At 73.7% G+C, this 25,261-nt stretch carries 20 protein-coding genes; 14 read left to right on the top strand and 6 right to left on the bottom strand.

Annotation, left to right across the window (positions count from 1 at the left end; all coding sequences use genetic code 11):
* Positions 1-108: 108 nt before the first annotated feature.
* From ACGFZK_RS12580 to ACGFZK_RS12565, 4 genes are all read right to left on the bottom strand, one after another.
* Positions 109-411 (bottom strand): hypothetical protein, encoded by a 303-nt coding sequence (locus ACGFZK_RS12580; protein WP_393848828.1) that lies wholly within the window; start codon positions 409-411, stop codon positions 109-111.
* A 109-nt stretch (positions 412-520) separates the two neighbouring features.
* The gene (locus tag ACGFZK_RS12575; protein ID WP_030011334.1) at positions 521-748 is read right to left on the bottom strand and encodes a DUF3107 domain-containing protein; all 228 of its coding nucleotides are present in this window, start codon (positions 746-748) and stop codon (positions 521-523) included.
* Positions 749-903: 155 nt separating this feature from the next.
* Complete coding sequence (locus ACGFZK_RS12570; protein WP_202199848.1) at positions 904-1,542, bottom strand: TetR/AcrR family transcriptional regulator; 639 nt, start codon at positions 1,540-1,542, stop codon at positions 904-906.
* A 172-nt stretch (positions 1,543-1,714) separates the two neighbouring features.
* Complete coding sequence (locus ACGFZK_RS12565) at positions 1,715-1,930, bottom strand: hypothetical protein (protein ID WP_393848827.1); 216 nt, start codon at positions 1,928-1,930, stop codon at positions 1,715-1,717.
* A gap of 133 nt (positions 1,931-2,063) precedes the next feature.
* Here ACGFZK_RS12565 and ACGFZK_RS12560 point away from each other — a divergent pair, with 133 nt between their 5' ends.
* The 12 genes from ACGFZK_RS12560 (at position 2,064) to moeZ (ending at position 16,033) form a co-directional block, all read left to right on the top strand.
* Positions 2,064-3,059, top strand: a complete 996-nt coding sequence (locus ACGFZK_RS12560) for an alpha/beta fold hydrolase (protein ID WP_393848826.1) — start codon at positions 2,064-2,066, stop codon at positions 3,057-3,059.
* Positions 3,060-3,064: 5 nt separating this feature from the next.
* Positions 3,065-4,420 carry a DUF3152 domain-containing protein gene (locus ACGFZK_RS12555; RefSeq protein WP_393848825.1) on the top strand — a complete coding sequence of 452 codons (1,356 nt, stop codon included), beginning with the start codon at positions 3,065-3,067 and terminating at the stop codon, positions 4,418-4,420.
* 81 nt (positions 4,421-4,501) lie between these two features.
* Positions 4,502-4,597, top strand: coding sequence for an Ms4533A family Cys-rich leader peptide (locus ACGFZK_RS12550; RefSeq protein WP_314243733.1), 96 nt, complete (start codon positions 4,502-4,504; stop codon positions 4,595-4,597).
* Between the two features lie 173 nt (positions 4,598-4,770).
* Positions 4,771-6,522, top strand: a complete 1,752-nt coding sequence (locus ACGFZK_RS12545) for an ABC transporter substrate-binding protein (RefSeq protein WP_393848824.1) — start codon at positions 4,771-4,773, stop codon at positions 6,520-6,522.
* The gene (locus ACGFZK_RS12540) at positions 6,519-7,529 is read left to right on the top strand and encodes an ABC transporter permease (protein ID WP_393848823.1); all 1,011 of its coding nucleotides are present in this window, start codon (positions 6,519-6,521) and stop codon (positions 7,527-7,529) included. The genes ACGFZK_RS12545 and ACGFZK_RS12540 overlap by 4 nt, the downstream gene beginning before the upstream one ends.
* A complete protein-coding gene (locus ACGFZK_RS12535; RefSeq protein ID WP_393848822.1) occupies positions 7,526-8,518 on the top strand; it encodes an ABC transporter permease in 993 nt (330 codons plus the stop codon). The genes ACGFZK_RS12540 and ACGFZK_RS12535 overlap by 4 nt, the downstream gene beginning before the upstream one ends.
* On the top strand, positions 8,515-10,179 hold the full coding sequence (locus ACGFZK_RS12530; RefSeq protein WP_393848821.1) for a dipeptide ABC transporter ATP-binding protein: 1,665 nt from the start codon (positions 8,515-8,517) through the stop codon (positions 10,177-10,179). The genes ACGFZK_RS12535 and ACGFZK_RS12530 overlap by 4 nt, the downstream gene beginning before the upstream one ends.
* Positions 10,180-10,383: 204 nt before the next feature.
* Positions 10,384-11,994, top strand: a complete 1,611-nt coding sequence (gene pelF, locus ACGFZK_RS12525) for a GT4 family glycosyltransferase PelF (RefSeq protein WP_393848944.1) — start codon at positions 10,384-10,386, stop codon at positions 11,992-11,994.
* The gene (locus tag ACGFZK_RS12520) at positions 11,991-12,902 is read left to right on the top strand and encodes a hypothetical protein (protein ID WP_393848820.1); all 912 of its coding nucleotides are present in this window, start codon (positions 11,991-11,993) and stop codon (positions 12,900-12,902) included. The genes pelF and ACGFZK_RS12520 overlap by 4 nt, the downstream gene beginning before the upstream one ends.
* 135 nt (positions 12,903-13,037) lie before the next feature.
* Positions 13,038-14,048: an NAD-dependent epimerase/dehydratase gene (locus tag ACGFZK_RS12515; RefSeq protein WP_393848819.1), complete on the top strand. Its 1,011-nt coding sequence runs from the start codon at positions 13,038-13,040 to the stop codon at positions 14,046-14,048.
* On the top strand, positions 14,036-14,791 hold the full coding sequence (locus ACGFZK_RS12510) for a spherulation-specific family 4 protein (protein WP_393848818.1): 756 nt from the start codon (positions 14,036-14,038) through the stop codon (positions 14,789-14,791). Before ACGFZK_RS12515 ends, ACGFZK_RS12510 begins: the two co-directional genes overlap by 13 nt.
* A 63-nt stretch (positions 14,792-14,854) precedes the next feature.
* Positions 14,855-16,033 carry an adenylyltransferase/sulfurtransferase MoeZ gene (gene moeZ / locus ACGFZK_RS12505; RefSeq protein WP_393848817.1) on the top strand — a complete coding sequence of 393 codons (1,179 nt, stop codon included), beginning with the start codon at positions 14,855-14,857 and terminating at the stop codon, positions 16,031-16,033.
* Between the two features lie 68 nt (positions 16,034-16,101).
* Here the strand turns inward: moeZ and ACGFZK_RS12500 are convergent, their stop codons facing one another.
* On the bottom strand, positions 16,102-17,694 hold the full coding sequence (locus ACGFZK_RS12500) for an alpha/beta hydrolase (protein ID WP_393848816.1): 1,593 nt from the start codon (positions 17,692-17,694) through the stop codon (positions 16,102-16,104).
* A 343-nt stretch (positions 17,695-18,037) separates the two neighbouring features.
* A complete protein-coding gene (locus ACGFZK_RS12495; protein ID WP_393848815.1) occupies positions 18,038-20,899 on the bottom strand; it encodes a YbhN family protein in 2,862 nt (953 codons plus the stop codon).
* A gap of 119 nt (positions 20,900-21,018) precedes the next feature.
* Here ACGFZK_RS12495 and ACGFZK_RS12490 point away from each other — a divergent pair, with 119 nt between their 5' ends.
* Entirely contained in the window at positions 21,019-21,369 is a 351-nt protein-coding gene (locus tag ACGFZK_RS12490) for an MGMT family protein (protein ID WP_393848814.1), read from the top strand.
* A 246-nt stretch (positions 21,370-21,615) separates the two neighbouring features.
* Entirely contained in the window at positions 21,616-25,236 is a 3,621-nt protein-coding gene (locus ACGFZK_RS12485) for an ATP-dependent helicase (protein WP_393848943.1), read from the top strand.
* The last annotated feature ends 25 nt before the right edge of the window (positions 25,237-25,261 follow it).

Genomic DNA, 25,261 nt, shown 5'->3' with positions numbered 1-25,261 from the left:
GAGCACGCCCCATACGCCGGCCCCGGCGCGCACCGTGCGCGCCGGGGCCGGCGTATGTCGTTCAGGGCTTCAGGCCTTCAGGCCTTCACGGCGTCGGTGGATCAGGGATCAGCCCCGCGACGGGAGCGAAAACGGAGTCCTGTGGGACTGCCTGCGGGGCCCTGCGGCCGGACGGAGCAGCAGCGACAGGACCACGGCCGACACCAGCACCGCGCCGATGAGGGTCGCGGTCAGGGTGTTGTGCCCGGGGCCCAGGGCGAAGTGGGTGAGATACGCCCCGAACAGCGCTCCCAGCACCCCGCTGACCAGCACCACTCTGCGGGAAGGCAACCGGCGTGCGAGCACTCGGACAGCTGTCGCGGACAGGGCGAGGCCCAGGAGTGCGGAGCCGAGCACTTCCATCAGCAGCATGAGGTCTCTCCCATACGTCAGGGCAAACCGGGTCACTGCGGTCCTACCCGAAGCGGAAGAAACAGAAACGGCCCGGTGGAATCAACCACCGGGCCGTTCACCACAGTTCTCAGAGCGCGCCGAAGCCCACCTTGCGCACGCTCGGCTCGCCCAGGTCGACATACGACAGGCGGTCGGACGGCACCAGGACCTTGCGGCCCTTGTTGTCGGTGAGGCTCAGCAGCGGCGCGGTGCCGGACAGAGCGGCGGTGACGATGCTCTCCAGCTCCTCGGCGCTCAGGTCGCTCTCCAGCACGATCTCCCGGGGTGCGTGCTGCACGCCGATCTTGACCTCCACGGCTTTGTCCCTCCGACGATCCGGTTCGCGCGATCAGCCGCGCCGTACGCGGTCCACATTAGCCCGGAGGGGACGCGGATTGCGCAGAGCGGACACGCTCGCAGCGAACAGCGGCCGGTGAGGGCCGCCGACGCCGTCGCGAGCGGTCCGTCAGGTCAGGCCTCCGTACCGTGCAGCGGGAAGCCGGCGATACCGCGCCAGGCGAGGGAGGTCAGCAGACCGACCGCCGTCTCGCGGGCGACCGGGCTCTCGCTGGAGAGCCAGTAACGGGCCACGACCTGCGAGACCCCGCCCAGACCCACGGCCAGCAGCATCGACTCGTCCTTGGACAGGCCGGTGTCCTCGGCGATGACGTCGGAGATGGCCTCCGCGCACTGGAGCGAGACGCGGTCGACGCGCTCGCGCACCGCCGGCTCGTTCGTCAGGTCGGACTCGAAGACCAGCCGGAAGGCGCCGCCCTCCTCCTCGACGTACGCGAAGTAGGCGTCCATCGTGGCCGCCACCCGCAGCTTGTTGTCCGTCGTGGACGCGAGGGCGGTGCGCACGGCCAGCAGCAGCGCCTCGCAGTGCTGGTCCAGCAGCGCCAGGTACAGGTCGAGCTTGCCGGGGAAGTGCTGGTACAGCACCGGCTTGCTCACTCCGGCCCGCTCGGCGATGTCGTCCATCGCCGCCGCGTGGTAGCCCTGCGCGACGAAGACCTCCTGGGCCGCGCCCAGCAGCTGGTTGCGCCGGGCTCGGCGCGGCAGTCGCGTGCCCCGCGGACGCGCTGCCTCGGTCTGCTCGATGGCTGTCACGCCGCCTCCCACTTTCTCTAAGAACACAGTGCGCTCTGCGCCGCGCGGCCATCGTACTTTTCGGTAACCGAATCTGGAGGGTTCAAGCCGAGTTTTCTCGCGGTACGGACGGGCCGGAGGCGCTGGTCAGCGGTTTGATCAGCGGTTTGGTCGGTGCTCGGTCAACTGCGGGTCAGCGGTAGTCGTCCTCGTCCAGCGGCACCACCCGTGACTGCTCGACGGCATCCCCGTCCGTGGCCTCGCCCACCGCACCGGCGGTGACAGGGTCGTCCTCGTCCGGCCGGAGATCGGCCAGCTGCTCCGCCACATCCGCCTCGGGCGCCTCGGGATCGAGGGTTTCCGGAAACTGCTCCCGGAAGGTGTCCGGCTCCGCAGGGTCGACAGTCATGCCGCTCCCCTCGCTTCCTTGTGCTCACTTACGAGCCTAGGAGGATCGCGGATGCACCGCTAGACGGATCCGGCCTGTGTCTGTGACGGCGAACACAAGAGGAGGAGCGTGATCGTCTCGTAACATTGCCCGCATGTCTTCGACCGAGCTGCCGGGCGTACGGTCCACCGCCGAGCTGTCCTCCCTGGTGGGAGCCGTTCGGGTGGCCGACGGGGAGCTGCTGCGCAGCATCGCGCTGCCCGGCCTGGAACTGGCCGTCCGGGTCCGTCCGCCCCTGCGTACGGGGCTGCCGCCCGCATTGTTCGTGCACGGACTCGGCGGTTCCTCGCAGAACTGGTCGGATCTCATGGCGCAGCTGGCCGACACCGTCGACGGCGAGGCCCTCGACCTGCCGGGCTTCGGCTGGTCCCCGCCACCCGCCGACCGGGACTACTCCGTCACCGCGTTCGCCCGCGCCGTCATCCGGCACCTCGACGCTGCCGGGCGCGGCCCGGTCCACCTCTTCGGGAACTCCCTCGGCGGCGCCGTCTCCACCCGCGTCGCGGCCGCCCGCCCCGACCTCGTGCGCACCCTGACCCTGGTCTCGCCCGCCCTGCCCGAGCTGCGCGTGCAGAGGTCGGCCGTGCCGACCGCGCTGCTCGCCGTACCCGGGGTGGCCGCCCTCTTCAGCCGGCTGACGCGCGGACTCAGCGCCGAGCAGCGCACCCGGGGGGTGACGGACCTCTGCTACGGGGACCCCTCGCGGGTGACACCCGAGGGGTTCGGCCACGCCGTGGAGGAGATGGAGCGGCGGATGGCCCTGCCGTACTTCTGGGAGGCGATGACCCGCTCCTCGCGCGGCATCGTCGACGCCTACACCCTCGGTGGCCAGCACGGACTGTGGCGGCAGGCGCAGCGGGTTCTCGCGCCCTCCCTGCTGGTCTACGGTGGCCGGGACCAGCTGGTCTCGTACCGTATGGCGCACAAGGCGGCCGCCGCCTACCGGGGTTCGCGGCTGCTGTGCCTGCCCGAGGCCGGGCACGTGGCGATGATGGAGTACCCCGAGGTGGTGGCCGCCGCCTTCCGGGAGCTGTTGTGCGACACCGGAACGGGCGAGGGTGACCGAGATACCGAAGACGGCAGAGGCTGAGGACCGTGGGACGACATAGTCGCAAGGCCCCTGCGCCGGCGCCGGCCGCTGCCCGGCCGCAGCCGGAGCCCGCGCCGCTGCCGTACGAGGAACCGCCCACCGCGCGCCGGCCGGAACCGACCGTCACCCATCAGGGGTACGGGTCCCAGGACCGGCCCTACGCCGACGCGCGGGCCGGGGGCCACCCCCGGCAGTACGAGTCCGGCGGCGCCTGGGGCGCACGCCCCGACTCCGTGTACGGGGACTGGCACGGGGTACGGCGCCCGCACGGCGCCGCCGCACCGGCCGCGGCGGCTCCCGCCGCCCTCCTCGACTCCGACACCCCGGCCTTCGGCACCCCCGCGGTGGGCTTCCCGCAGGTCACGCTGACGCCGCCGGCCGCCCCTGCGCCGGCGCGCGAGTTCGACCTCGGCCCCGTCACCTCCACCGGCTCGCACCGCCGGGTGCCCGGGCCGCGCAAGCCCGTCGATCCGGTCGCTCCCGCGGACGCGGGTGGTGTCGACGGGGAAGCGCCCGGATCCGGCCGCGGCCTGAAGGTCCGTACGTACAGCGGCATGGCCGCCGCGGCCGTCACCACCGTCCTCGCCGTCGTCGTCGCGGGCCAGGTGCTCACGGACGGGGACGGCGGCCGGGCCGGCGCGCAGGCCGCCGCCGGCGACAGCCGCACCGACGAGGGCGCCTCCCGTTCGGAGGGCCGCCCGACGCCGCCGCAGGCGGTCGCACCCGCGGCGCCGGCCGGCGCCGCGCCCGCGGTGGAGCCGACGTACGAGCAGAAGATGGCCCAGCAGCTGCCGATCGACGCGAAGCTCGCCGGACCCGGGACCTTCGACACCGTGCCCGGTGTGGCCAAGGCACCCGGCAAGGGCAAGCTCGTGCGCTACCGGGTCGACGTCGAGCAGGGCCTGAACCTGGACCCGCAGCTCTTCGCCGAGGCCGTCCACCGCACCCTCAACGACCCGCGCAGCTGGGCCCACAACGGCGAGCGGACCTTCGAGCGGGTGCCGGGCGGCGAGGCCGATTTCGTGATCACCCTGGGCAGTCCCGGGACCACCGGGGTCTGGTGCGCCAAGTCCGGTCTGGACACCACCGTCGACAACGTCTCCTGCGACTCCGCGCGCACCGAGCGGGTGATGATCAACGCGTTCCGCTGGGCGCAGGGGTCCGCGACCTACGGCCCGGAGCAGATGCTCAGCTACCGCCAGATGCTCATCAACCACGAGGTCGGCCACCGGCTCGGACACGACCACGTGAACTGCCGCACGCCGGGCGCGCTCGCGCCGATCATGCAGCAGCAGACCAAGTCCCTCAACATCAACGGCATCGAGTGCAAGGCCAACCCCTGGGTGTTCCCCGGGAGTTGATCCCCGGGCCGCGGCCCTGCCCGCCGGGCGGGCGGGGATCCGCGTTGACAATCCGTCCGATCATCGGCCATCGTTCTCCGCATGTCGCACCACCACACCATGACCGCGAGCGCCGCCATTGAGCTGGCGCTGCTTGGTGTGACCGCGCACAGCGTGGCCGACATCTTCTGTCGCTGACGCCTGCCCGCAAGCGCCGCGACTTTTTTTGAGTTCCTTCGCCGCGCCCGGGTGCACGTACGCCCGCAGGCGCGGTTTCCTCATGCTTCGGTACCGGATCGGGTACCGCCGTCGACCGCTGCCCCTCGCGTAGCCCTTCCGCCCTTCCTTCACGCCGAGAGGTCATCACACCCATGTCTTCCGCCGGACCCGCCCGTCATCTCATAGCGCGCCGCGTGGCCGCCGTCACCGTCAGCCTCGTCCTGGCCGGGGGCGCCGCCGCCTGCGGCCCCAAGGAGGGTACGGACAAGGCCGGTTCGGGCGACAAGCCGGGCGCCGCAGGGGGTGCGCCGCAGAAGGGCGGCACCCTGACCGTCCTCAACTCCGAGCCGCAGAGCGACTTCGACCCGGCCCGGCTCTACACCTCGGGCGGCGGAAACGTTCCCTCGCTGGTCTTCCGTACGCTCACCACCCGCAACCGCGAGGACGGCCCGGCCGGCACCAAGGTCGTGCCCGACCTGGCCACCGACACCGGAAAGCCCAACGCCGACGCCACCGAGTGGACGTACACGCTCAAGGACGGGCTGAAGTACGAGGACGGCTCCCCGATCACCACCGCCGACATCAAGTACGGCATCGAGCGGTCCTTCGCCGCCGAGCTGTCGGGCGGCGCCCCCTACCTGCGGGACTGGCTCGTCGGCGGGGAGACGTACGAGGGCCCCTACAAGGACGGCGGCAAGGGGCTCGACTCGATCGTCGTGCCCGACCCGAAGACGATCGTCTTCAAACTCCGCAAGCCCGAGGGCGAGTTCCCCTTCGTCGCCACGCAGACGCAGTTCGCGCCGGTCCCCAAGGCCAAGGACAACGGCGTCAAGTACGAGGAGCACCCCGTCTCCTCCGGCCCGTACAAGGTCGTCAAGAACGACAACGACGGCGAGCACCTCACCCTGGAGCGCAACGAGCACTGGGACGAGAAGACCGACGAGGAGCGCAAGGCCTACCCGGACAAGATCGACGTCCGCTCCGGGCTGGACGCCGCCGTCATCAACCAGCGCCTGACCACCAGCTCCGGCCCCGACGCCGCCGCCATCACCACCGACACCAACCTGGGCCCGGCCGAGCTCGCCCAGATCGGCGACAACAAGGAGCTCGCGGCACGCGTCGGCACCGGCCACTTCGGCTACATCAATTATCTGGCCTTCAACCCGAAGGTGGCCCCCTTCGACAACCCGAAGGTGCGCCAGGCCATCTCCTACGCGATCAACCGCACCAGCGTGATCAACGCCGCAGGCGGATCCGCGCTGGCCGAACCGGCCACCACCTTCCTGCCCGAGCGCGAGGCCTTCGGCTTCGCCGCGTACGACCACTTCCCGGCGGGCAAAACCGGTGACCCGGCCCAGGCCAAGGAGCTGCTCAAGGAGGCGGGCTTCCCCGACGGAGTCACCGTCACGCTGACCCACTCCACCGCGCAGAACCGCCAGACCAGCCCCGAGGTCGCCACCGCCGTGCAGCAGGCGCTCGCCGCCGCCGGGATCACCGTCAAGCTGGAGGGCCTGGAGAACAACGCCTTCAACGAGAAGCGCTGGGACGCCAAGAACACCCCCGGCTTCTTCCTCTCCCGCTGGGGCGCCGACTGGCCCTCCGGCGCCCCCTTCCTCGCACCGATCTTCGACGGCCGGCAGATCGTGACCGACGGCTCCAACTACAACCACGCGCAGCTCAACGACCCGGCCGTGAACGCCGAGATCGACGAGATCGCCAAGCTGACCGACCTCGCGGCGGCCGGCAAGCGCTGGGGCGCACTCGACAAGAAGATCGGTGAGCAGGCCCTGGACGTGCCGCTCTTCCACCCGGTCTACAAGCGGCTCGTCGGCAAGGACGTCAAGAACGTCGTGATCAGCGACTGGACCGGCGTCCTCGACATCTCGCAGGTCTCCGTCAAGTGAGCGTCACCCTGAAGCAGTCGGCACCCGAGCAGTCGGTGCCCGCGCTCGCGCTCGCGCCCGGGGCCGTCGCCCCGGGCGCGGGGACCGCCCGCCAGGTCTGGCGGCGCCTGCGCCGCCGCCCGGCGGCCCTCGCGGCCGGCGGGGTGCTGGCCCTGCTCGTCCTCCTCGCCCTCGCCGCCCCGCTGCTCGCCCAGCTCACCGGGCAGGACCCGAACGCGTACCACGACGACCTCGTCGACTCCGCGCGCGGCGGGGTCCCGCTCGGCTCCTTCGGCGGGATCTCCGCCGACCACTGGCTCGGCGTCGAGCCCGGCACCGGCCGCGACCTGCTGACCCGGCTCCTGTACGGCGCGCGGATCTCCCTGCTCGTCGCCCTGGGCGCCGTCGTCGTCCAGACACTCGTCGGCGTGAGCGTCGGACTCGCCGCCGCGCTCGGCGGCCGGTTCGCGGGCCAGCTCATCGGCCGGTTCACCGACGTGATGATCGCGCTGCCGATGCTGGTGATCGGAATCGCCCTCACCGCGGTCGTCCCGCCCGACTTCCCGCGGCCGCTGCTGCTGATCCTGATCATCGGACTGCTCGACTGGGGCGGCACCGCCCGGATGGTGCGCGCCCAGGCCCTCGCCCTGCACGGCCTCGACTTCGTCGACGCCGCCCGGCTCTCGGGGAGCGGCACCCTGCGGATCGCCCGCCGCGAGCTGCTGCCCTCGCTGGCCGCACCCGTCATCACCTTCGCCGCGATCAAGGTGCCCACCGCCATCGTCGCCGAGGCCTCGCTGTCCTTCCTCGGCGTCGGCGTGAAGCCGCCCACGCCCTCCTGGGGGCAGATGCTCTCCAGCGCACAGACCTGGTTCCGCGCCGACCCCGCCTACGTCCTGCTCCCCGCCGGGCTGCTCTTCCTCACCGTGTTCGCCTTCACCGTCCTCGGCGACGCCGTCCGTACGGCCCTCGACCCGCGCGAAGGCTCCCGCCTGCGGGTCGGCACCAGAAAGGAGCACACGGCGTGACCCGCTTCGTGCTCAAACGGACCGGCGGCGCACTGCTCGTGCTGCTCACCCTGTCCGTCATCGTCTACGCCCTCTTCTACCTCGCCCCCGGCGACCCCGCCCGCCTCGCCTGCGGAGAGCGCTGCAACCCGGCGCAGATCGCCCAGGTCCGCCAACAGCTCGGCCTCGACGAATCCGCGCTCACCCAGTACCTGCACTTCCTCCAGGGACTGCTGGCCGGCCGGGACTACTCCGGCGGAGCCGGGCTGGTCCTGCACTGCGACGCGCCCTGCCTGGGATTCTCGTACCAGAACGACCAGCAGGTCACCGAGCTGATCCTGGACCGGCTGCCCGCCACCCTCTCGCTCGCGCTGGGCGCGCTGGTGATCTGGCTCGTGGTCGGCGTCGGCACCGGACTGCTGTCCGCGCTGCGCCGCGGCGGAATCACCGAGCGGGCCCTGACCGTCCTCACGCTCGCCGGGACCGGCACCCCCGTCTTCATCCTGGGGCTGCTGCTGCTCATGACCGTCTGCGCCTACCTCCAGTGGCTGCCGTTCCCGACGTACGTACCGCTGAGCGAGGACCCCGAGCAGTGGGCCTGGAACCTGCTCCTGCCGTGGGTGACCCTCGGCCTCTTCGAGAGCGCCAAGTACGCCCGCCTCACGCGCAGTTCCACCCTGGAGACGCTCGCCGAGGACCACATTCGGACCTTCCGCGCCTACGGGGTGGGGGAGCGGGCCGTCGTCACCCGGCACGCGGTGCGCGGCGCCGTGGCCCCCGTGATCGCGCTCAGCGCCGTGGACTTCGGCACGATGATCGGCGGTGCGGTGCTGACGGAGTCCCTGTTCGGGATCCCCGGCCTCGGCAAGACCCTCATCGACGGGGTACGGGTCGTGGACCTGCCCGTCGTGGTGGGCGTCGTCCTCGCGATCGGCGCGGCCGTGGTCCTCGCGGGCGCGATCGCCGACCTGTTGTACGCCGCAGCGGACCGAAGGGTGACCCTCGCATGACGCACACGCTGGTGGAGGTCGCCGACCTCGTCGTCGACTTCCCGGTCGGCGGGGCGGGGGAGTACGTACGGGCCGTGGACGGGGTCTCCTTCACCCTGGAGGCGGGCCGCGCGCTGGGCGTCGTCGGCGAGTCCGGCAGCGGAAAGTCCACCGTGGCCACGGCCCTGCTGGGCCTGCACCGCGGTACGGGCGCCCCCCTCGGCGGCACCGTCCGGGTGGGCGGCCTCGACGTGGCCTCGGCGTCGGCCGCCGAGCTGCGCCGGCTGCGCGGCGGGACCGCCGCCATGGTGTTCCAGGACCCGCTGAGCTCCCTGGACCCGTACTACGCCATCGGCGACCAGATCGCCGAGGTCCACCGGATCCACGCGGACGTCTCCCGGCGGGCCGCCCGGGCGCGGGCCGTCGAGGTGCTCGACCGGGTGGGCATCCCGGACGCGGCCCGCCGCTCCCGGGCGCGGCCGCACGAGTTCAGCGGCGGCATGCGGCAACGGGCCCTCATCGCCATGGCGCTGGCCTGCGAGCCGCAGCTGCTCATCGCCGACGAGCCGACCACCGCGCTGGACGTCACCGTCCAGGCCCAGATCCTCGACCTGCTGCACGGCCTGCGCGAGGAGCGCGGGCTCGGGCTGCTGCTGGTCACCCACGACGTGGGCGTGGCGGCGGAGAGCGTGGACGAGGTGCTGGTCATGAGGGGTGGCCACGCCGTTGAGCGGGGGGAGGCGGGGACGGTCCTCTCGGCGCCCGCCGACCCGTACACCCAGGCCCTGCTGGCGGCGGTGCCGAGGCTGGACGGGCCGCGCCGTTCCCGGGCCTCCGCCCCGGCCGCCGCGCCTCACACGCCGGCGGGGCCGGAGGTGCCACCGGTCGTCGAAGCCTTCGGGCTGCGGCGGGAGTTCGGGCGGGGACGGCGCAGGGTCGCGGCCGTCGCCGGGGTGTCCCTCGCCGTGCACGCCGGGCAGACGCTCGGGATCGTCGGCGAGAGCGGCTCCGGCAAGAGCACGCTCGGCCGGATGCTCGTCGGACTGCTGGAGCCCGACTCCGGGCGGGTGCACCGGGACGGCGCCCCGGTCAGCGGCATCACGAGCGGCGTCCAGATGGTGTTCCAGGACCCGGTGTCCTCCCTCAACCCGCGGCGCTCCGTCGGCGAGTCGATCGCCGACCCGCTGCGCACGGCCGGGGAACGGGACGAGGCCGCCGTCCGGGCCCGGGTGGGGGAACTGCTGCTGCGCGTCGGGCTGGAGGCCGAGCACTACGACCGCTACCCGCACGAGTTCAGCGGCGGCCAGCGCCAGCGGGTCGGCATCGCCCGGGCCCTGGCGCCCCGGCCCCGGCTGATCGTCTGCGACGAGCCGGTCTCCGCCCTCGACGTGACCACACAGGCGCAGGTCACCGCCCTGCTGGCGGAGCTCCAGCGGGAGCTCGGGATCGCGCTGGTCTTCATCGCACACGACCTGGCGGTGGTCCGGCAGGTCAGTGACCGGGTGGCCGTCATGCGGGCCGGCGAGATCGTCGAGGAGGGTCCGGTGGACGAGGTCTACGACCGCCCGGCCCACGCCTACACCCGGCAGCTGCTGGCTGCCGTACCGGCCCTCGATCCGGGGCTGGCCGCCGGCCGCCGCACGTCCCGGCAGGAGGTCTTCGCCCAGAGGGTGTCCGGGTGACCGATCCGATCCGGGCCGGTTCCGGGGCTGTACTTCTAGCGTGCTCGAACGCGAACCGTACGGGAAAGTTACGACTCTTCACCCCTTCCGGTGGCGCGACGGACAACCGTCCGTCGCGCCTTCGGCATATCCGCTTGAGTTCTCCCGCGGCGGGTCGCCTGACCGAACGGCGACCGCCTGAACGGGAGATCGGGGGTGCCACTCGTGCGGATCGGACTGCTCACGGAAGGTGGTTATCCGTATGCGACGGGAGAGGCGAGGCTGTGGTGCGACCGGCTCGTGCGCGGGCTCCCACAGCACGAGTTCGAGATCTACGCACTGAGCCGCAGCGCCGAGCAGGAGCGCGCCCGGGTGCCACTGCCCGAGCACGTCACCCGGGTCCGGACGGCCCCCCTGTGGGCCCCCGCCGATGACGGGCGGACCTACTCCCGGCGTGAGCGCCGGCGGTTCGTGGACTGCTTCAAGGAGCTGGTCCACGGGATCTGCGCCGGTCAGCCGCAGCCCTTCGCCACCGGGCTGTACGGGCTCGCCGCACTTGCCCGCGAACAGGGCGGGATGTACGCGGCCCTGCGCTCCGAATCCGCCGTGCGGGCCCTGGAGTCCGCCTGCCGCGCGCCGGGCGCCGCCCGCACCGTCGCCACGGCCCAGGTGACCGACCTGCTGGAGTTCGTGGACGAACTGGAGGTCATGCTGCGGCCGTTGTCCCTCGACTGGTACGAGGAGCCCGGCGGTCTCGGCGAGGCCGACGTCTGCCACGCGGCCGCGGGCGGCGTGGCGGCGCTCCCCGGACTCCTGGCCAAACGCTTCTTCGGGGTCCCGCTGCTGGTCACCGAATACGGGGTCCAGCTCCGGGCCCACTACCTGGCCCAGCTCGACACCCGCGGCGAGGAGCCGGAGACCCGCCCCGCCGTACGGGCCCTGCTCGCCGCCTTCCACCTGCGGCTGGCCACCGAGATCTACGCCCGGGCCGACTTCCTGACCCCCGGGAACGCGCACGCCCGGCGCTGGCAGGAGCGGTGCGGGGCCACCCGCGAACGGCTGCGGACCGTCTACCCCGGGATGGAGGCGGACCGATTCGCCACCGTCGGGGAGGCCGCGGACTGCGGGGACCCGGACACGCTGGTGTGGGTCGGCCGGATAGAGCCCGCCAAGGACCTCATCGCCCTGCTGCACGCCTTCGCCGAGGTCCGCCGGGCCGCACCCGGCGCCCGGCTGCGGATCTTCGGCACGGCCGTCGCCCCCGGCTACCTCGCCGACTGCCGGTCGCTGGCCGCCCAGCTCTTCCCCGACGAGGCCGCCGACTCGGTCACGGTCGGGGAGAACCCGGTCACCTTCGAGGAGATCGGCGGACCCGAAGCCCCCACCTCGGCCGAGGCGTACGGCGCCGGCCGCGTCGTCGTGCTGTCCTCCGTGATCGAGGGCTTCCCGGTCACCCTCGCCGAGGCGATGCTCTGCGGGCGCGCCACCGTCTCCACCGACGTGGGCGCCGTCTGCGAGGTCATCGGCGGCACCGGGCTCGTCGTCCCGCCGCGCAATCCCCGCGCACTCGCCGAGGCCTGCCTGTCCCTGCTGCAGGACCCCGAGCGGGCACAGCGGCTCGGCGCCGCCGCCCGGGCGCGGGCCCTGGAGCTCTTCACCGTCGAGCAGAACGTGGCCGCCTTCCAGGAGATCTACCTGCGGCTGCTGGCCAAGGGCTCCGAGCGGCCCGACGGCGACATCCCCTTCGCCCGGCCGCCGGAGGCCCGGGTGCCCGGCCACTGGACCAGCCCGACGTGGGCGTCCACCCCGGAGCCGACCTCGGAGGCCGCCGTATGACCACCCCCGAGATCTCGGCCCCGCCGGGCCCGGCCCCGGAGGCATCGCCGCGGGTATCCCGGCGCAAGGCCGCCGGGGACCCGGTCAAGGCTCTGCTGCACCGCCACCGGGACCTGTGCGAGCGCGCCGTGGACCCGCTGGAGATCGCCGCGGGCCTGGAGGCACACGGCATCACCGACCGCACCGCCGCGCGGTTCCGGCACCGGGACGTCTTCTCGCTCGCCGAGGAGCTGTACGCGCGCAGCCCCCGCGAGGAGGCCCCGGCCGCCGCGCCCACCCTGGTCCCGGCGGGCCCGGCCGGGTTCCGCGGCTTCGGCTACGCGCTGCTGCCCGCGGCCCTCGCCTGCTCCGCGGCCGCCGCCGGGCAGGCCTGGGCGGGGCCCGCCGCCGTGGCCGCCGTCGTCGCCGCCCTGGTGTGGCCCGGGCGGGCCGTCGGGGGCCGGTTCCCCCACGTGGCGCACCTGCTGGCCGCGGCCGTCGCCGGCTGGGCGGTGTACCGGCACGGCGCCGCCCTCGCGGTCGGCCTCGCGCTGGCCGTCGCCCCCGGGCACCTGGCCGCCGTCGCCTTCGCCGCCGGTGCCCGGGGCCGGCTCGACGGGAGCCGCGCCCTGGAGGACTTCGCGGACCGGGCCCGGCCGCTGCTGCTGGCCGCCGTCGCCGTGTTCACCGGGGCCGCCGCCGGGGCCGCCGCGCTCGCCGGAACACCGCTTCCGGTGGCCGTCCCCCTGGCCCTGCTGCTGTTCCTGACCCGGCTCCTGCTCCGGCACGGAGCCCACCGCGCACCCGTCGGCGCCGCCCTCGCCCTCGCCCTGGTCCCCGTCCCCGTGGCGGCCCCCGCCGCCGCGGCCGGACTCCTCGTCCACGCCGTCCTCGCCCTGTCCCGCGCGTCCGCGCATGCGCGGCCCTGACGTCCCCGGGACGTCCCCAGACCTTCGGAGCCGACGCCGAGGCGCTTTGCCCGTACCCCGCCCCACCCGCCCGTCCACCCGTCCGCAAGGAGAAAAAGACATGACCGGCCAGCCAACCAACCAAGGGGTCACGCGATGAGGGTGCTGCTGATCGGAGCCAACGGATACCTCGGCCGCTACGTCGCCGACCGCCTGCTCGCCGACCCCGCAGTCCAGCTCACCGCGCTCGGCCGCGGCGACGACGCCGACGTCCGCTTCGACCTCGCGACCGGCAGCCCCGGCGCGCTCACCCGCTTCCTCGACGCCGTCCACCCGGGCGTCGTCATCAACTGCGCCGGAGCCACCCGGGGCGGGGCCCGGGAACTCACCCGGCACAACACCGTCGCCGTCGCGACGATCTGCGAGTCGCTGCGCCGCAGCGGCTGCGGGGCCCGGCTGGTGCAGCTCGGCTGCGCCGCCGAATACGGGCCCAGCCAGCCCGGATCGTCCACGGCCGAGGACGCCGTGCCGAGACCGGGTGGTCCGTACGGGGTGAGCAAACTGGCCGCCACCGAGCTGGTCCTGGGCTCCGGCCTCGACGCCGTCGTCCTGCGGATCTTCTCGCCCGTCGGCCCCGGCACCCCCGCCGGATCCCCGCTCGGCCGGCTCGCCGAGGCCATGCGGCGGGCGATGCAGGCGGGCGACGGCGAGCTGAAGCTCAGCGGGCTCGGCGTGCAGCGCGACTTCGTCGACGTACGGGACGTGGCGCGGGCCGTGCACGCCGCCTCCCTGTCCGCCGCCCAGGGCGTGGTCAACATCGGCACCGGCCGCGCGGTCCGGCTCCGCGACGCGGCCGCCGTCCTGGCCCGGGTCGCCGGGTACGCGGGCGCCCTGCACGAGCTGGACGTCCCGCACGGCGGACCGCAGCAGGGGCACGGGCACCCCGGCCGGCCGGCCGGACTCGCCACCATCGGCTCCCCCCGCTCGGAGGCCACCGCCGAGCAGATCGCCGCCGCGGCGCCCCAGCCGTACCCCTATCCGGACGGCTGCGGGGTCTGGCAGCAGGCGGATGTCCGTACCGCCCGGGACCGGCTCGGCTGGCGGCCCCGGATCAACCTGGAGGAATCCCTCGCGGACATCTGGATGGAGGCGGCGTGCCGCATCTGACGACGCCTCCGGGGGCCATGACCGCCGCCGCGACCGAGGCCGGCCGCCTCGGTCTCGGCATCCCCGGCTACGCGCACCCCCTGCTGGCCCCCGTCGAGTGGGCCGAGCTGACCCGCCCCGGCACCCCGCTGCACTGGGCCGTGCTCAACGTCGCGGACGGCCCGGGCGGGCGGCCCGATCCGCACTGCACGGAGGCGGCCGCGAAGCTCCGCGGCGCCGGCGGCACGGTCCTCGGCCATCTCGCGATGCGAGACGGATCGCGGTCCTTCGGGGAGTTGGTCTCCGATGCCCACCGCTTCCGCGACTGGTACGGGGTCGGCGGTTTCTACCTTGCCGGAGCCCCGGCCGACAAGGCGGAGCTGGCCTCGGTGTGCCGGGTCGTCGACACCCTGCGCAGCCTGGGCGAGGACCTGTGGATCGTGCTCGGGCACGGCACGCACCCGTACGAGGGCTATGCGGAGGCCGCCGACCAGCTGGTCACCTTCTCCGGAGCGTGGGCCGACTACCGCTGGTCGCAGGTGGCGGAGTGGACCGCGGACCACCCGGCGGAGCGGTTCTGCCACCTGGTCCACGGGGTGCCGCGCACGCATCTGGAGGAGGCGATGAGGATCGCCCGCTGGCAGGGGGCGGGCACGATCTGGTTCACCGACCGGGTCGGGGCGCGGGGCGGCGACCCGTGGGCCTCGATGCCCGCGTACTGGGACGAAATCGTCTCAAGGATCGGGACAGGTGTCTTGGAATGAAGACGGGCGTGGCAGTGTTACGGAGAGAACCACCGTTACGACGTAACCATCTACGGAGTCCCCGTGTCGCTGCCACCCCTGGTCGAGCCAGCTGCTGAGCTCACCGTTGACGAGGTCCGTCGGTACTCCCGCCACCTGATCATCCCGGATGTCGGGATGGACGGCCAGAAGCGCCTGAAGAACGCCAAGGTGCTGGCCGTGGGCGCGGGCGGCCTCGGCTCCCCCGCCCTCATGTACCTCGCCGCGGCCGGTGTCGGCACGCTGGGGATCGTGGAGTTCGACGAGGTCGACGAGTCGAACCTGCAGCGCCAGATCATCCACAGCCAGGCGGACATCGGCCGTTCCAAGGCCGAGTCGGCCCGCGACAGCGTGCTGGGCATCAACCCCTACGTGAACGTGGTCCTTCACGAAGAGCGGCTCGAAGCCGAGAACGTGATGGAGATCTTCAGCCAGTACGACCTCATCGTCGACGGCACGGACAACTTCGCCACGCGCTACCTGGTGAACGACGCCTGCGTACTGCTGAACAAGCCGTACGTGTGGGGCTCGATCTACCGCTTCGACGGCCAGGCCTCGGTCTTCTGGTCCGAGCACGGCCCGTGCTACCGCTGCCTCTACCCGGAGCCCCCGCCGCCGGGCATGGTCCCGAGCTGCGCCGAAGGCGGCGTGCTGGGCGTGCTCTGTGCGTCCATCGGGTCCATCCAGGTCACCGAGGCCATCAAGGTCCTCACGGGTGTCGGCGAGCCGCTGGTCGGCCGTCTGATGATCTACGACGCCCTGGAGATGCAGTACCGCCAGGTCAAGGTCCGCAAGGACCCCGACTGCGCGGTCTGCGGTCCGAACGCGACCGTCACCGAGCTCATCGACTACGAGGCCTTCTGCGGTGTCGTGTCGGAGGAGGCCCAGGAGGCCGCCGCCGGTTCGACGATCACTCCCAAGCAGCTCAAGGAGTGGATCGACACCGACGAGCCCATCGAGATCATCGACGTCCGTGAGATCAACGAGTACGAGATCGTCTCGATCCCCGGCGCGAAGCTGATCCCCAAGGGCGAGTTCCTGATGGGTACCGCCCTGCAGGACCTGCCGCAGGACAAGCGCATCGTCCTGCATTGCAAGACGGGTGTCCGCAGTGCGGAAGTCCTCGCGGTCCTGAAGTCCGCGGGCTTCTCGGACGCGGTGCACGTCGGCGGCGGCGTCATCGGCTGGGTCCACCAGATCGAGCCCGAGAAGCCGGTCTACTAGGCCGGTCGTCCGAAGGGGCCGTACCCCGTTCGCGGGGTACGGCCCCTTCGGTGTGCGCGTGCTGCGGATCAGACGGCCGGCGGCGGCTCCGGCGCCACGGGCGGGGTCGGGTCCGCGGTCGCGGTGCAGACGGTGCCCTCCGCCGGCGTCTTCCCGTCCAGCAGGTAGGTGTTCACCGCCTTCTGCACGCACGGGTCGCCGCTGTTGTACGCCCCGTGCCCCTCACCCTTGTAGGTCAGCTCCACGCCCACGCCCGGGCCGAGCCGCTCCACCATGTTGCGCGCGCCCTCGTACGGGGTGGCCGGGTCGCCGGTGTTGCCGATCACCAGGATCGGGTCGGAGCCGGGCGCGGAGACGTCGGGGGTCTCCCAGGTGCCGGCGACCGGCCAGCCGGTGCAGGACATCATGGCCCAGCCGAGGAGGTCCCCGAAGACCGGCGAAGCGGCGCGGAAGGTCGCCAGCTTGGCCTTCGTCTGCTCCAGGGTGTAGCGCTCCTTGTCGTCCACGCAGTTGATGGCGGTGTTCGCCGCGCCGATGTTGCTGTAATGCCCTTGCTGGTCGCGGCCGTTGAGCGCGTCGGACAGGGCCATCAGCAGCTGCCCCTGGCCGCCCTCCGCCTCGTCGAGGCCCTGTTCCAGCAGCGGCCACAGCTCCTTGGAGTACAGCGCCTGCGCGATGCCGTTGGTCGCCTGGGTCTCGGTGAGCATCCGGTCCCCGATGCCGGGGATGGGCTTGGCGGCCAGCTCCTTCTGGAGCTTGATGATGTTGGCCTCGATCTCCTTGGGCGTGCTGCCCTGGAGCCGGCACTCGTCGCCGCGGTCCACACAGTCCTGGGCGAAGTTGCCGAGCGCGAGCTGGAAGCCCTTGGCCTGGCCCAGCGCGCTCTCCTCGGCGCTCTTGGTCGGGTCCACGACGGCGTCGAAGACGGCCCGGCCGACGTTCTTGGGGAAGAGGTGGGCGTAGACCCCGCCGAGTTCGGTGCCGTAGGAGATGCCGAAGTAGTTCAGCTTCTCGTCGCCGAGGGCCTGGCGGATGCGGTCCAGGTCGCGGGCGGCGTTCTCGGTGCCGACGTGGGGGAGGAGCTTGGCGGAGTTCTTCTCGCAAGCCTCCTGGTACTGCCGGATGTTGTCGACGAAGGCCTGCTCCTCCTGCGGGGTCTCGGGGGAGGAGTTCTCGGAGACGTACTGGTCCAGCTGCTTGTCGTTCTCGCACAGGACCGGGTCGCTGCCGCCGACCCCGCGGGGGTCGAAGCTGACCAGGTCGTACCGGGCGCGCAGGGCCTCGTACTCCTTGGCGGCGCCGGGCAGCGTGCTGATCCCGGACCCGCCGGGGCCGCCGAAGTTGAAGACCAGCGAGCCCAGCCGGTGCTTCTGGTCGCGCGCCTTGGCCCGGATCAGGGCGATCGGGATCGTCTCGCCCTCGGGCTTCGCGTAGTCGAGCGGGACGTCGAGGGTGGCGCACTGCCAGTCCCGGGGCGGGGCCTGACCACCGCCCTGGGCGGCGGTCGGGGCCTCGCAGTCGCCCCACTTGAGCGGCTTGGCCTCGGGGGTGCCGTCGGGCGCCGATTTCGTCCCGTCGCCGTCGTCGGAACAGGCGGCCGTGGCGAGCAGCGCGGCGGTGAGCGCGGCGGCGGCGGTGACCCGCCAGGCGTGTGTCGGCATGTCCCCATCCTGTGCGCCCTTCGCCGACCCCGCCCGTGCGCTGACCCGAACGGGGGTCCCGAACGGGTACGGGGACCAGCGGGCGAAGGCCGCCGCGGCCCGGGCCGGCGTGCGCCGGGTGGAACGCGCCGGCGCGGCTTGCGGGCGCGGGCCCGCACCCCCGCAGACCGGGCCGGAGGCCAGGCCGTCTCTTTCGGATCTTGCCGGGCCCACGACGCCCGGCACCGCACCCGGCCGCGTTGTCGGGGCGCCCGAGTACGTCCAGTACACAGGCGCCCCTCCGCCTTGCCGGGCACGGCACCGGACGCCGCGGGCTCGGCCGACACGATCCGAAAGAGACGGCCTAGATGGCTTCCTTGCGGGTCAGGAAGTTGAACGAGATCCACCCCGGCAGCACCGGCAGCCAGAAGGTCATCAGGCGGAACAGCAGCACCGCCGAGATCGCGACCTCCTTCTCCAGCCCGGCGGCGATCAGCCCGAGCGTCAGCGTGGTCTCCACCGCGCCCATGCCGCCCGGCGTCGGCGCCGCCGAGCCCAGCGCGTTGCCCGCCAGGAACACCACCGCGATGCTCGCGTAGCTGATGGCCTCGCCGCCCCCGAACGCGCGGATCGACGCGTCCAGGCACATCACGAAACAGCCCGTCAGCAGCAGCATCCCGCCGATGCCGGTCATCAGCTTCTTCGGCCGCTGGAGCACGTCCAGCATGCGCGGCACGACGCCCGCGAACAGCGCCCGTACCCGCGTCACCACGAACTTCCGCATGAACGGGACGGCCGTCACCACCAGCACCAGCACCGCCACCGTCAGCAGGCCGGCGATCACCGCCCGGGACGGGGTCATCTCCGGGGTCTTCTCGGTCCCGGTCAGATAGCCGAAGGACAGCAGCAGCAGGATGTGGCTGGCCAGCCCGAACAGCTGCGAGGCGCCCACGCTCGCGACCGCCAGCCCCGGCCGGACCCCCGCCCGCTGCAGGAACCGCGTGTTCAGCGCGACACCGCCGACGGCCGCCGGAGCCACCAGCTTCACGAACGACCCGGCCACCTGAGCGATCACGGTCCGCAGGAACGGCACCCGCTCCGGCACGAAGCCCAGCAGGCTCATCGCCGCCGCGAAGTACGTCAGCGCCGAGAAGGCGAGCGCCGCCCCGACCCAGCCCCACTGCGCCTCGCCGATGATCGTCGCGAAGTCCACGTGGGCCAGCTGCGTGAGCAGGAAGTACGCACCGAACGCGCCCGCGATGAACGAGACCAGCGTGCGCGGCCGGATCCGCTCCAGCCGGGCCGGCTCCACCGGCGCCTGCGGGCGGATCAGCAGCACCTGCTGGCGGATCTGGCTCAGCAGATCCTCCTCGCGGGCTCCGTCCAGCGCGTCGTCCAGGGCCTTCTTCTCGGCCTTCCGGTCGGCCGCGGCCGAGGCGGAGACCGGGGTGGCGGACTGGGCGGACTCCGCCTCGCGCGCCGCCTTCGCCGCCCGCGAGGACTCCAGTACGGCCTCCCGCTGCCGCTCGGCCCGCTCCCGGGCCAGCTTGCGCAGCGTCGCCCGGGTGGAGCGGCTGAGCGCGATCGGCTGGAGCAGCGGCAGGCAGTTCGCCACCGCGTCCGGGCCGAGCACCGACACCGCCGAGGCCACCGCCCGCTCCGCGCCGACCCGCAGGCCGAGCGTGGTCAGCAGCTGGGCGATGTCCATCCGCAGGACCAGGTCGCCCGTGGCGATCTCGCCGCCGCGAAGGTCGGTCAGGACGACGTTGCCGGAACGATCCACCACCAGGGCGTCCCCGGTCAGCCGCCGATGGGCGATGCGCCGCGACTGCAGGGCCCGTACCTGCTTCCACGTGTTGCGGGTCAGGTCGTCGGTGATCTCCTCGTCGGAGAGCGCGTCGAGGGTCCGGCCGTCCAGGTGCTCGTAGACGAGCATCACCGCGTCCGGACCGAGCTCGGAGGTGGCGATCAGCTTCGGCGCGTTGGCCCCGGCGGCGATGGCCGCGTAGGCGAGGAGCGCCTCCTGCTCCAGCGCCTGGCGCAGCGACTGGAGGCTGCGCCCGGTGGTGATGCCGCGCAGGGTGAGCCGGCGCCAGACCCGGTAGAAGAAGCCGTGGGCCTGCTGCTCGCGGTCGACGATCGTGACGTCGAGCGGTGGCCCGTCCTCCAGGGTCACGTGGTAGCGCCGCCCCCGGTCGCTGACCTCGGTCGCCTCGGGGCCGTCGGGCGCCTCGGCGCGCATCGCGCTGACCGGCTGGAAGCCGACGCGGCGCAGTCCGGCGAGGAGGTGCTGCCCGGTGGGGCGGACGTTGGGCGAGCCGACGGCGTACAGGGTGCCGTAGGCGACGCTCCAGCCGATCAGCACGGTGAGGATGATCGAGAAGGGGGTGGTGTACCCGTTGACCAGCATGGCCAGGGCGTTGAGCAGCAGGACCATCCACAGCGCGACGCGCCAGTGGGGCCTGCGGGTCATCCCGACCGCGGTCATGTACGCGATGACGGGCGCGAGGTAGCCGTGGACCGGGTCGGTGAGGGTCCCGCCGCCCGCGGGGCGGGTGAGGGCGTCCTGGATGGTGCCGGGGGCGGCCTGCGAGACCCACAGGTCGGTGGCGAGGGTGACGCCGTGCGCGAGGACGGCGGCGAGCACGCCGTCGGCGATGCGCAGCCCGTCGCGTTTGATCAGGCGCTCGATGGCGAAGGCGACGGGCAGCAGCAGTACCGCGATGCTCGACACCAGCGCGGCGACCTTGATCAACAGGGCGGGCGCCTGGCCGGTGCCCTTGCTGATGTCCTCCTCCAGCCCGACGGTGGTGCCGTGGGCGAAGGCGGCGATGGCGAGGAGGACGGCGATGCCGAGGATGCCGACGAGCAGCCGGACGAGGTCGGAGGGCCGGTGCACGCGGGCGGCGAGCAGCGGTTCGTCGACCTCGACCCGGTCGGCGGCCGTGGAGGCGTGGCCGTGCCGCCCCTCGACGTCTGCGGCGTCCGCGGCGTGCGCGGAGTCCGCGGCGCCCTCGGCGTCCCGGTCCCCGTCGTCGGCCGGACCGGCCCGGCCGCCGCGCTCTTCGTCCTGGCCCGGGGGCTCCGGACGGGGCTCCGGGACGGGTTCGGGACGGGAGGCGGGGCCGTCGTCAGGGCGTGCGCCGTCGTCCGTCGCCGCGCCGTCCGGAGGGCTCACACCCTGCTCCTTCGTCGTCACATCCGTCTCTTCTTGATCACGTATCACCAGTCACCGCCCGGAAGATGGTGGCACGGACCGACGTGCCACCGGGGCATCAGGGTGCGCGCCGGTACGGAAGCGAGACTTCCGCCGGAGCGCGGCCGGCGTGCTGCACCATGTGCCGAATGAGTGAGGAGCTGCCCGCCTACGCGGAGCGCGTGCTGGAGGTGGCCGAGCGTATTCCGCCCGGCCGGGTGATGACGTACGGGGACGTCGCCGAGTGGCTCGGCGAGGGCGGACCGCGTCAAGTCGGGCGTGTCATGGCCCTGTACGGGGGAGCCGTGCCCTGGTGGCGCGTGGTGCGGGCGGACGGCCTGCCGCTGCCCGGCCACGAGCCGCGCGCCCTGGAGCACTACCGGACCGAGGCCACCCCGCTGCGCCTGACGGCGGGCGGCGAGCCGCGGCTGGACATGCGCCGGGCACGCTGGGACGGAGACCCGGGAGGGGACGGCGGACGCGACGAGGCTCACACCTGACAGCTTCCGCCATGCGCGGCCCGCACGGGCGATCGGGCGACGGCCCGAACGCCCGTCCGGGGTACCCGGGGGGACTGCGCGGCGCGTGCCGGTTGCCGTAGCGTTGCCTCTTCGGCCTCCGCACGAGCCGTCTCGGCAGCACCGCCACACCCCGCAGACCCACCAGGACCGGCACCTCACGTGATCACCTCTTCCTCCGACCGCACCGAACGGCGGCGTACGCGGACCCCTGACGCGTACCGCCTGGTGCGCACCGGGCCGGAACGGGTGGATCCCCCTGTCCTGGACGCAGCGCAGCGGGCCGTGGTTGACCACACCGGCGGACCACTCCTGGTCCTCGCCGGACCGGGCACCGGGAAGACGACGACGCTGGTCGAGGCCGTGACCGCCCGGGTGGAAGCGGGCACCGACCCGGCCCGGATCCTCATCCTCACCTTCAGCCGCAAGGCGGCGGTGGAACTGCGCGACCGGGCCGCCCTGCGCCTCGGCGGTGCGCGGGCACCGCAGGCCACCACCTTCCACTCCTTCTGCTACGGACTGGTCCGCGCCCACCAGGACACCGACCTCTTCGCCGACCCGCTGCGGCTGCTGTCCGGGCCCGAGCAGGACGTGATGGTCCGCACCCTGCTGGAGGGCCAGCGCCGGATCCGCTCCATCCGCTGGCCGGACGACCTGCGGGCGGCGCTGACCACGCGCGGCTTCGCCGACGAGGTCCGTGCGGTGCTGGCCCGCGCGCGCGAACTGGGCCTCGGCCCGCAGGCCCTCTCCTCGTTCGCCGAGCGCATCGGCCGACCGGACTGGAAGGCGGCCGCGGCCTTCCTCTCCGAGTACCTCGACGTCCTCGACATGCAGGGCACGCTGGACTACGCGGAACTTCTGCACCGCGCGGTGCTCCTCGCGGAACGCACGCCGTCCCTCGCCTCGGCCTACGACGCGATCTTCGTGGACGAGTACCAGGACACGGACGCCTCGCAGCTGCGGCTGCTGCGGGCGCTGACCGGCCCGGGCGGCACCCTGGTCGCCTTCGGCGACCCCGACCAGTCGATCTACGCCTTCCGCGGCGCCGACATCAACAACACCCTGGACTTCGAGTCGGCCTTCCCGGGCGCACGGATCGAGGCCCTGGCGGTCGGCCGCCGCTCCGGCGCGGCCCTCCTGGCGGCGACCCGGCTCCTCACCACCCGGATGCCGCTCCCGCGCCTGCCGGCCGAGGCGGTCCGCGCCCACCGGAACCTCGCGCCGGTGCGCGAGGGGGGCCGGGTGGAGGTCTTCACGTACCCGACGGCGGGCGCCGAGCTGGACAACATCGCGGACATTCTGCGCCGGGCCCACCTGGAGGACGGCGTGCCGTGGCAGGACATGGCGGTCCTGGTCCGCGCGGGCGGACGCACCCTCCCGGCGATGCGCCGCGCCCTGATCTCGGCCGGAGTCCCGACCGAAACGGACGCCTCGGACACCCCCCTGCGCCACGAACCGGCGGTCTCCCCCCTCCTGACGGCCCTCCGCGTCTCGGCGACCTCCGCCACCACCCCGGGACCGGAAACCCCTGCCGACTCCGCCGAAGCGGCCCCGGCCCAGCCACCGGCCACCGAGCCCGAGCCGAGCCCGGGGCACAGCCCCGCGCCCCCCGCCGCCGATGCGGCCGAGGCGACGGGCCAGGCGCCGCCCGCCGATGCGGCCGAGGCGACGGACCAGGCGCCGCCCGCCGACGCGGCCGAGGCGACGGACCAGGCGCCGCCCGCCGCCGCGGCTGAGGCCACGGACCAGGCGCCGCCCGCCGCCGACGCGGCCGAGGCCACGGTCCTGGTGCTGCCCGCCGCCGACGCGGCCGAGGTGCCCGCCGGGTCCGCCGAAGGGGCCCGGGCCGCAGGGCCGGTGCCGCCCGGCGCGGCCGCCGGCCCTGACGAGCCCGCCGCAGGCGAGCCGGGGCCGGAGGGCGACGCGGCCCCCGACGCGGTCGGAGCGGCCGCCGGGGAGGCGGCCGATCCTGTCGCAGGGGTCACCGTAGAGGCCGCTCTCACCCTGCTCGCCTCGCCCCTCGGCGGGATGGACGCCGCCGATCTGCGGCGGCTCGGCCGGGCGCTGCGGGACGAGGAGCGCGCCGCGGGCGTCAAGGTGCCCGCGCCCTCCGACGTGCTGCTCGCCCGCGCCCTCGCCGAGCCCGAGCGGCTCACCGCGCACGACCCCGCCTACGCCCGCGGAGCGCAGCGCCTCGGCCTGCTCCTGCGCAAGGCCCGCGAGCTGCTCCAGGGCGGCGGCACCGCCGAGGAGGCCCTGTGGGTCCTCTGGGACGGCACCCCCTGGCCGCAGCGCCTGGAGCGCAGCGCCCGCCGCGGCGGCGCGGCCGGCCGTAACGCCGACCGCGACCTCGACGCCGTCTGCGCCCTCTTCGACACCGCCGCCCGCGCCGAGGAACGCACCGGCGGCCGCGGCGCCCTCAACTTCCTCGAACAGCTCGAAGCCGAGGACATCGCCGCCGACACCCTCACGGGCCGCGCCGTCCGCTCCGACGCCGTCCGGCTGATGACCGCCCACCGCTCCAAGGGACTGGAGTGGTCCCTCGTCGTCGTCGCCGGCGTCCAGGAGGGCCTGTGGCCCGACCTCCGCCGCCGCGGCTCCCTCCTGGAGGCCGACCGCATCGGCCGTGACGGCCTCGCCGAGCCCCTCACTCCCGGCGCCCTGCTCGCCGAGGAGCGCCGGCTCTTCTACGTCGCCGCCACCCGCGCCCGCGACCGCCTCGTCGTCACCGCCGTCAAGGCCCCCGCCGACGACGGCGACCAGCCCTCCCGCTTCCTCGCCGAGCTCGGCGTCCCCCCGCGCGACGTCACCGGCCGCCCCCGCCGCCCCCTCGCCGTCGCCGCGCTCGTCGCCGAGCTGCGCGCCACCACCGTCGACCCCGGGGCCTCGCCCGCCCTGCGCGACGCGGCCGCCCGCCGCCTCGCCCGGCTCGCCGCGCTCACCGACGACGAGGACCGCCCCCTGGTCCCCGCCGCGCACCCGCAGCGCTGGTGGGGCCTGTACGAGCCCACCCGCAGCAGCGTCCCGCTGCGCGACCGGGACCGGCCCGTCGCCCTGTCCGGCAGCGCCCTGGAGCAGCTCGCGAACACCTGCTCCCTGCAGTGGTTCCTGGGCCGCGAGGTCAAGGCCGACACCCCCTCCACCGCCGCCCAGGGCTTCGGCAACGTCGTCCACGTCCTCGCCGACGAGGTCGCCTCCGGCCGTACCCCCGCCGACCTGGCCGTCCTCATGGAACGCCTCGACTCCGTCTGGGACGCCCTCGCCTTCGACGCCCCCTGGAAGTCCCGCCAGGAGAAGGACAACGCCCGCGCCGCCCTGGAGCGCTTCCTGCGCTGGCACAACACCGACCGCGGGGGCCGGGCGGCCGTGGCCACGGAGCACGAGTTCGACGTCACACTCGAAGCAGGTGACGTCGCCGTTCGCATCCGGGGCTCCATGGACCGGGTCGAAACGGACCCGCAGGGGCGTGCGTACGTCGTCGACTTCAAGACCGGCAAGTCCGCGCCCACCAAGGACGAGGTCGCCCGCCACCCCCAGCTCGCCGTCTACCAGCTCGCCGTGCGCGAGGGCGCCGTCGACGACGTCTTCGACGGCACGCGCCCCGCATCCGGCGGCGCCGAGCTCGTCCAGCTCCGCCAGGGCGCCGCGATCCGCGAGGGCGGCGACACGGTGCCCAAGGTCCAGGCCCAGCAGCCGCTCGACGGGGAGTGGGTCGGCGACCTGCTGGCCACCGCCGCGGGCCGGGTCCTGGACGAACGGTTCGCGCCCGCCGCGGGCCGCCACTGCGACCACTGCTCCTTCCGCAGCTCGTGCAGTGCCCGCCCGGAAGGCCGCCAGACGGTCGAGTGAGCGCGCGGGCTTCGCGGGTTCGCGA

The sequence above is a fragment of the Streptomyces sp. NPDC048257 genome (genome assembly GCF_043201855.1).
GTDB lineage: Bacteria > Actinomycetota > Actinomycetes > Streptomycetales > Streptomycetaceae > Streptomyces.
This window is presented reverse-complemented; position numbering and strand designations above follow the sequence as displayed.

Bases quoted from the DNA above. Each gene is read 5' to 3' on its own strand.
- ACGFZK_RS12520 (WP_393848820.1), top strand. From the start codon at position 11,991: ATGACCACCCCCGAGATCTCGGCCCCGCCGGGCCCGGCCCCGGAGGCA.
- ACGFZK_RS12490 (WP_393848814.1), top strand. From the start codon at position 21,019: ATGAGTGAGGAGCTGCCCGCCTACGCGGAGCGCGTGCTGGAGGTGGCC.
- ACGFZK_RS12530 (WP_393848821.1), top strand. From the start codon at position 8,515: ATGACGCACACGCTGGTGGAGGTCGCCGACCTCGTCGTCGACTTCCCG.
- ACGFZK_RS12550 (WP_314243733.1), top strand. From the start codon at position 4,502: ATGTCGCACCACCACACCATGACCGCGAGCGCCGCCATTGAGCTGGCG.
- ACGFZK_RS12560 (WP_393848826.1), top strand. From the start codon at position 2,064: ATGTCTTCGACCGAGCTGCCGGGCGTACGGTCCACCGCCGAGCTGTCC.
- ACGFZK_RS12565 (WP_393848827.1), bottom strand. From the start codon at position 1,930: ATGACTGTCGACCCTGCGGAGCCGGACACCTTCCGGGAGCAGTTTCCG.
- ACGFZK_RS12580 (WP_393848828.1), bottom strand. From the start codon at position 411: ATGCTGCTGATGGAAGTGCTCGGCTCCGCACTCCTGGGCCTCGCCCTG.
- ACGFZK_RS12500 (WP_393848816.1), bottom strand. From the start codon at position 17,694: ATGCCGACACACGCCTGGCGGGTCACCGCCGCCGCCGCGCTCACCGCC.
- ACGFZK_RS12515 (WP_393848819.1), top strand. From the start codon at position 13,038: ATGAGGGTGCTGCTGATCGGAGCCAACGGATACCTCGGCCGCTACGTC.
- ACGFZK_RS12545 (WP_393848824.1), top strand. From the start codon at position 4,771: ATGTCTTCCGCCGGACCCGCCCGTCATCTCATAGCGCGCCGCGTGGCC.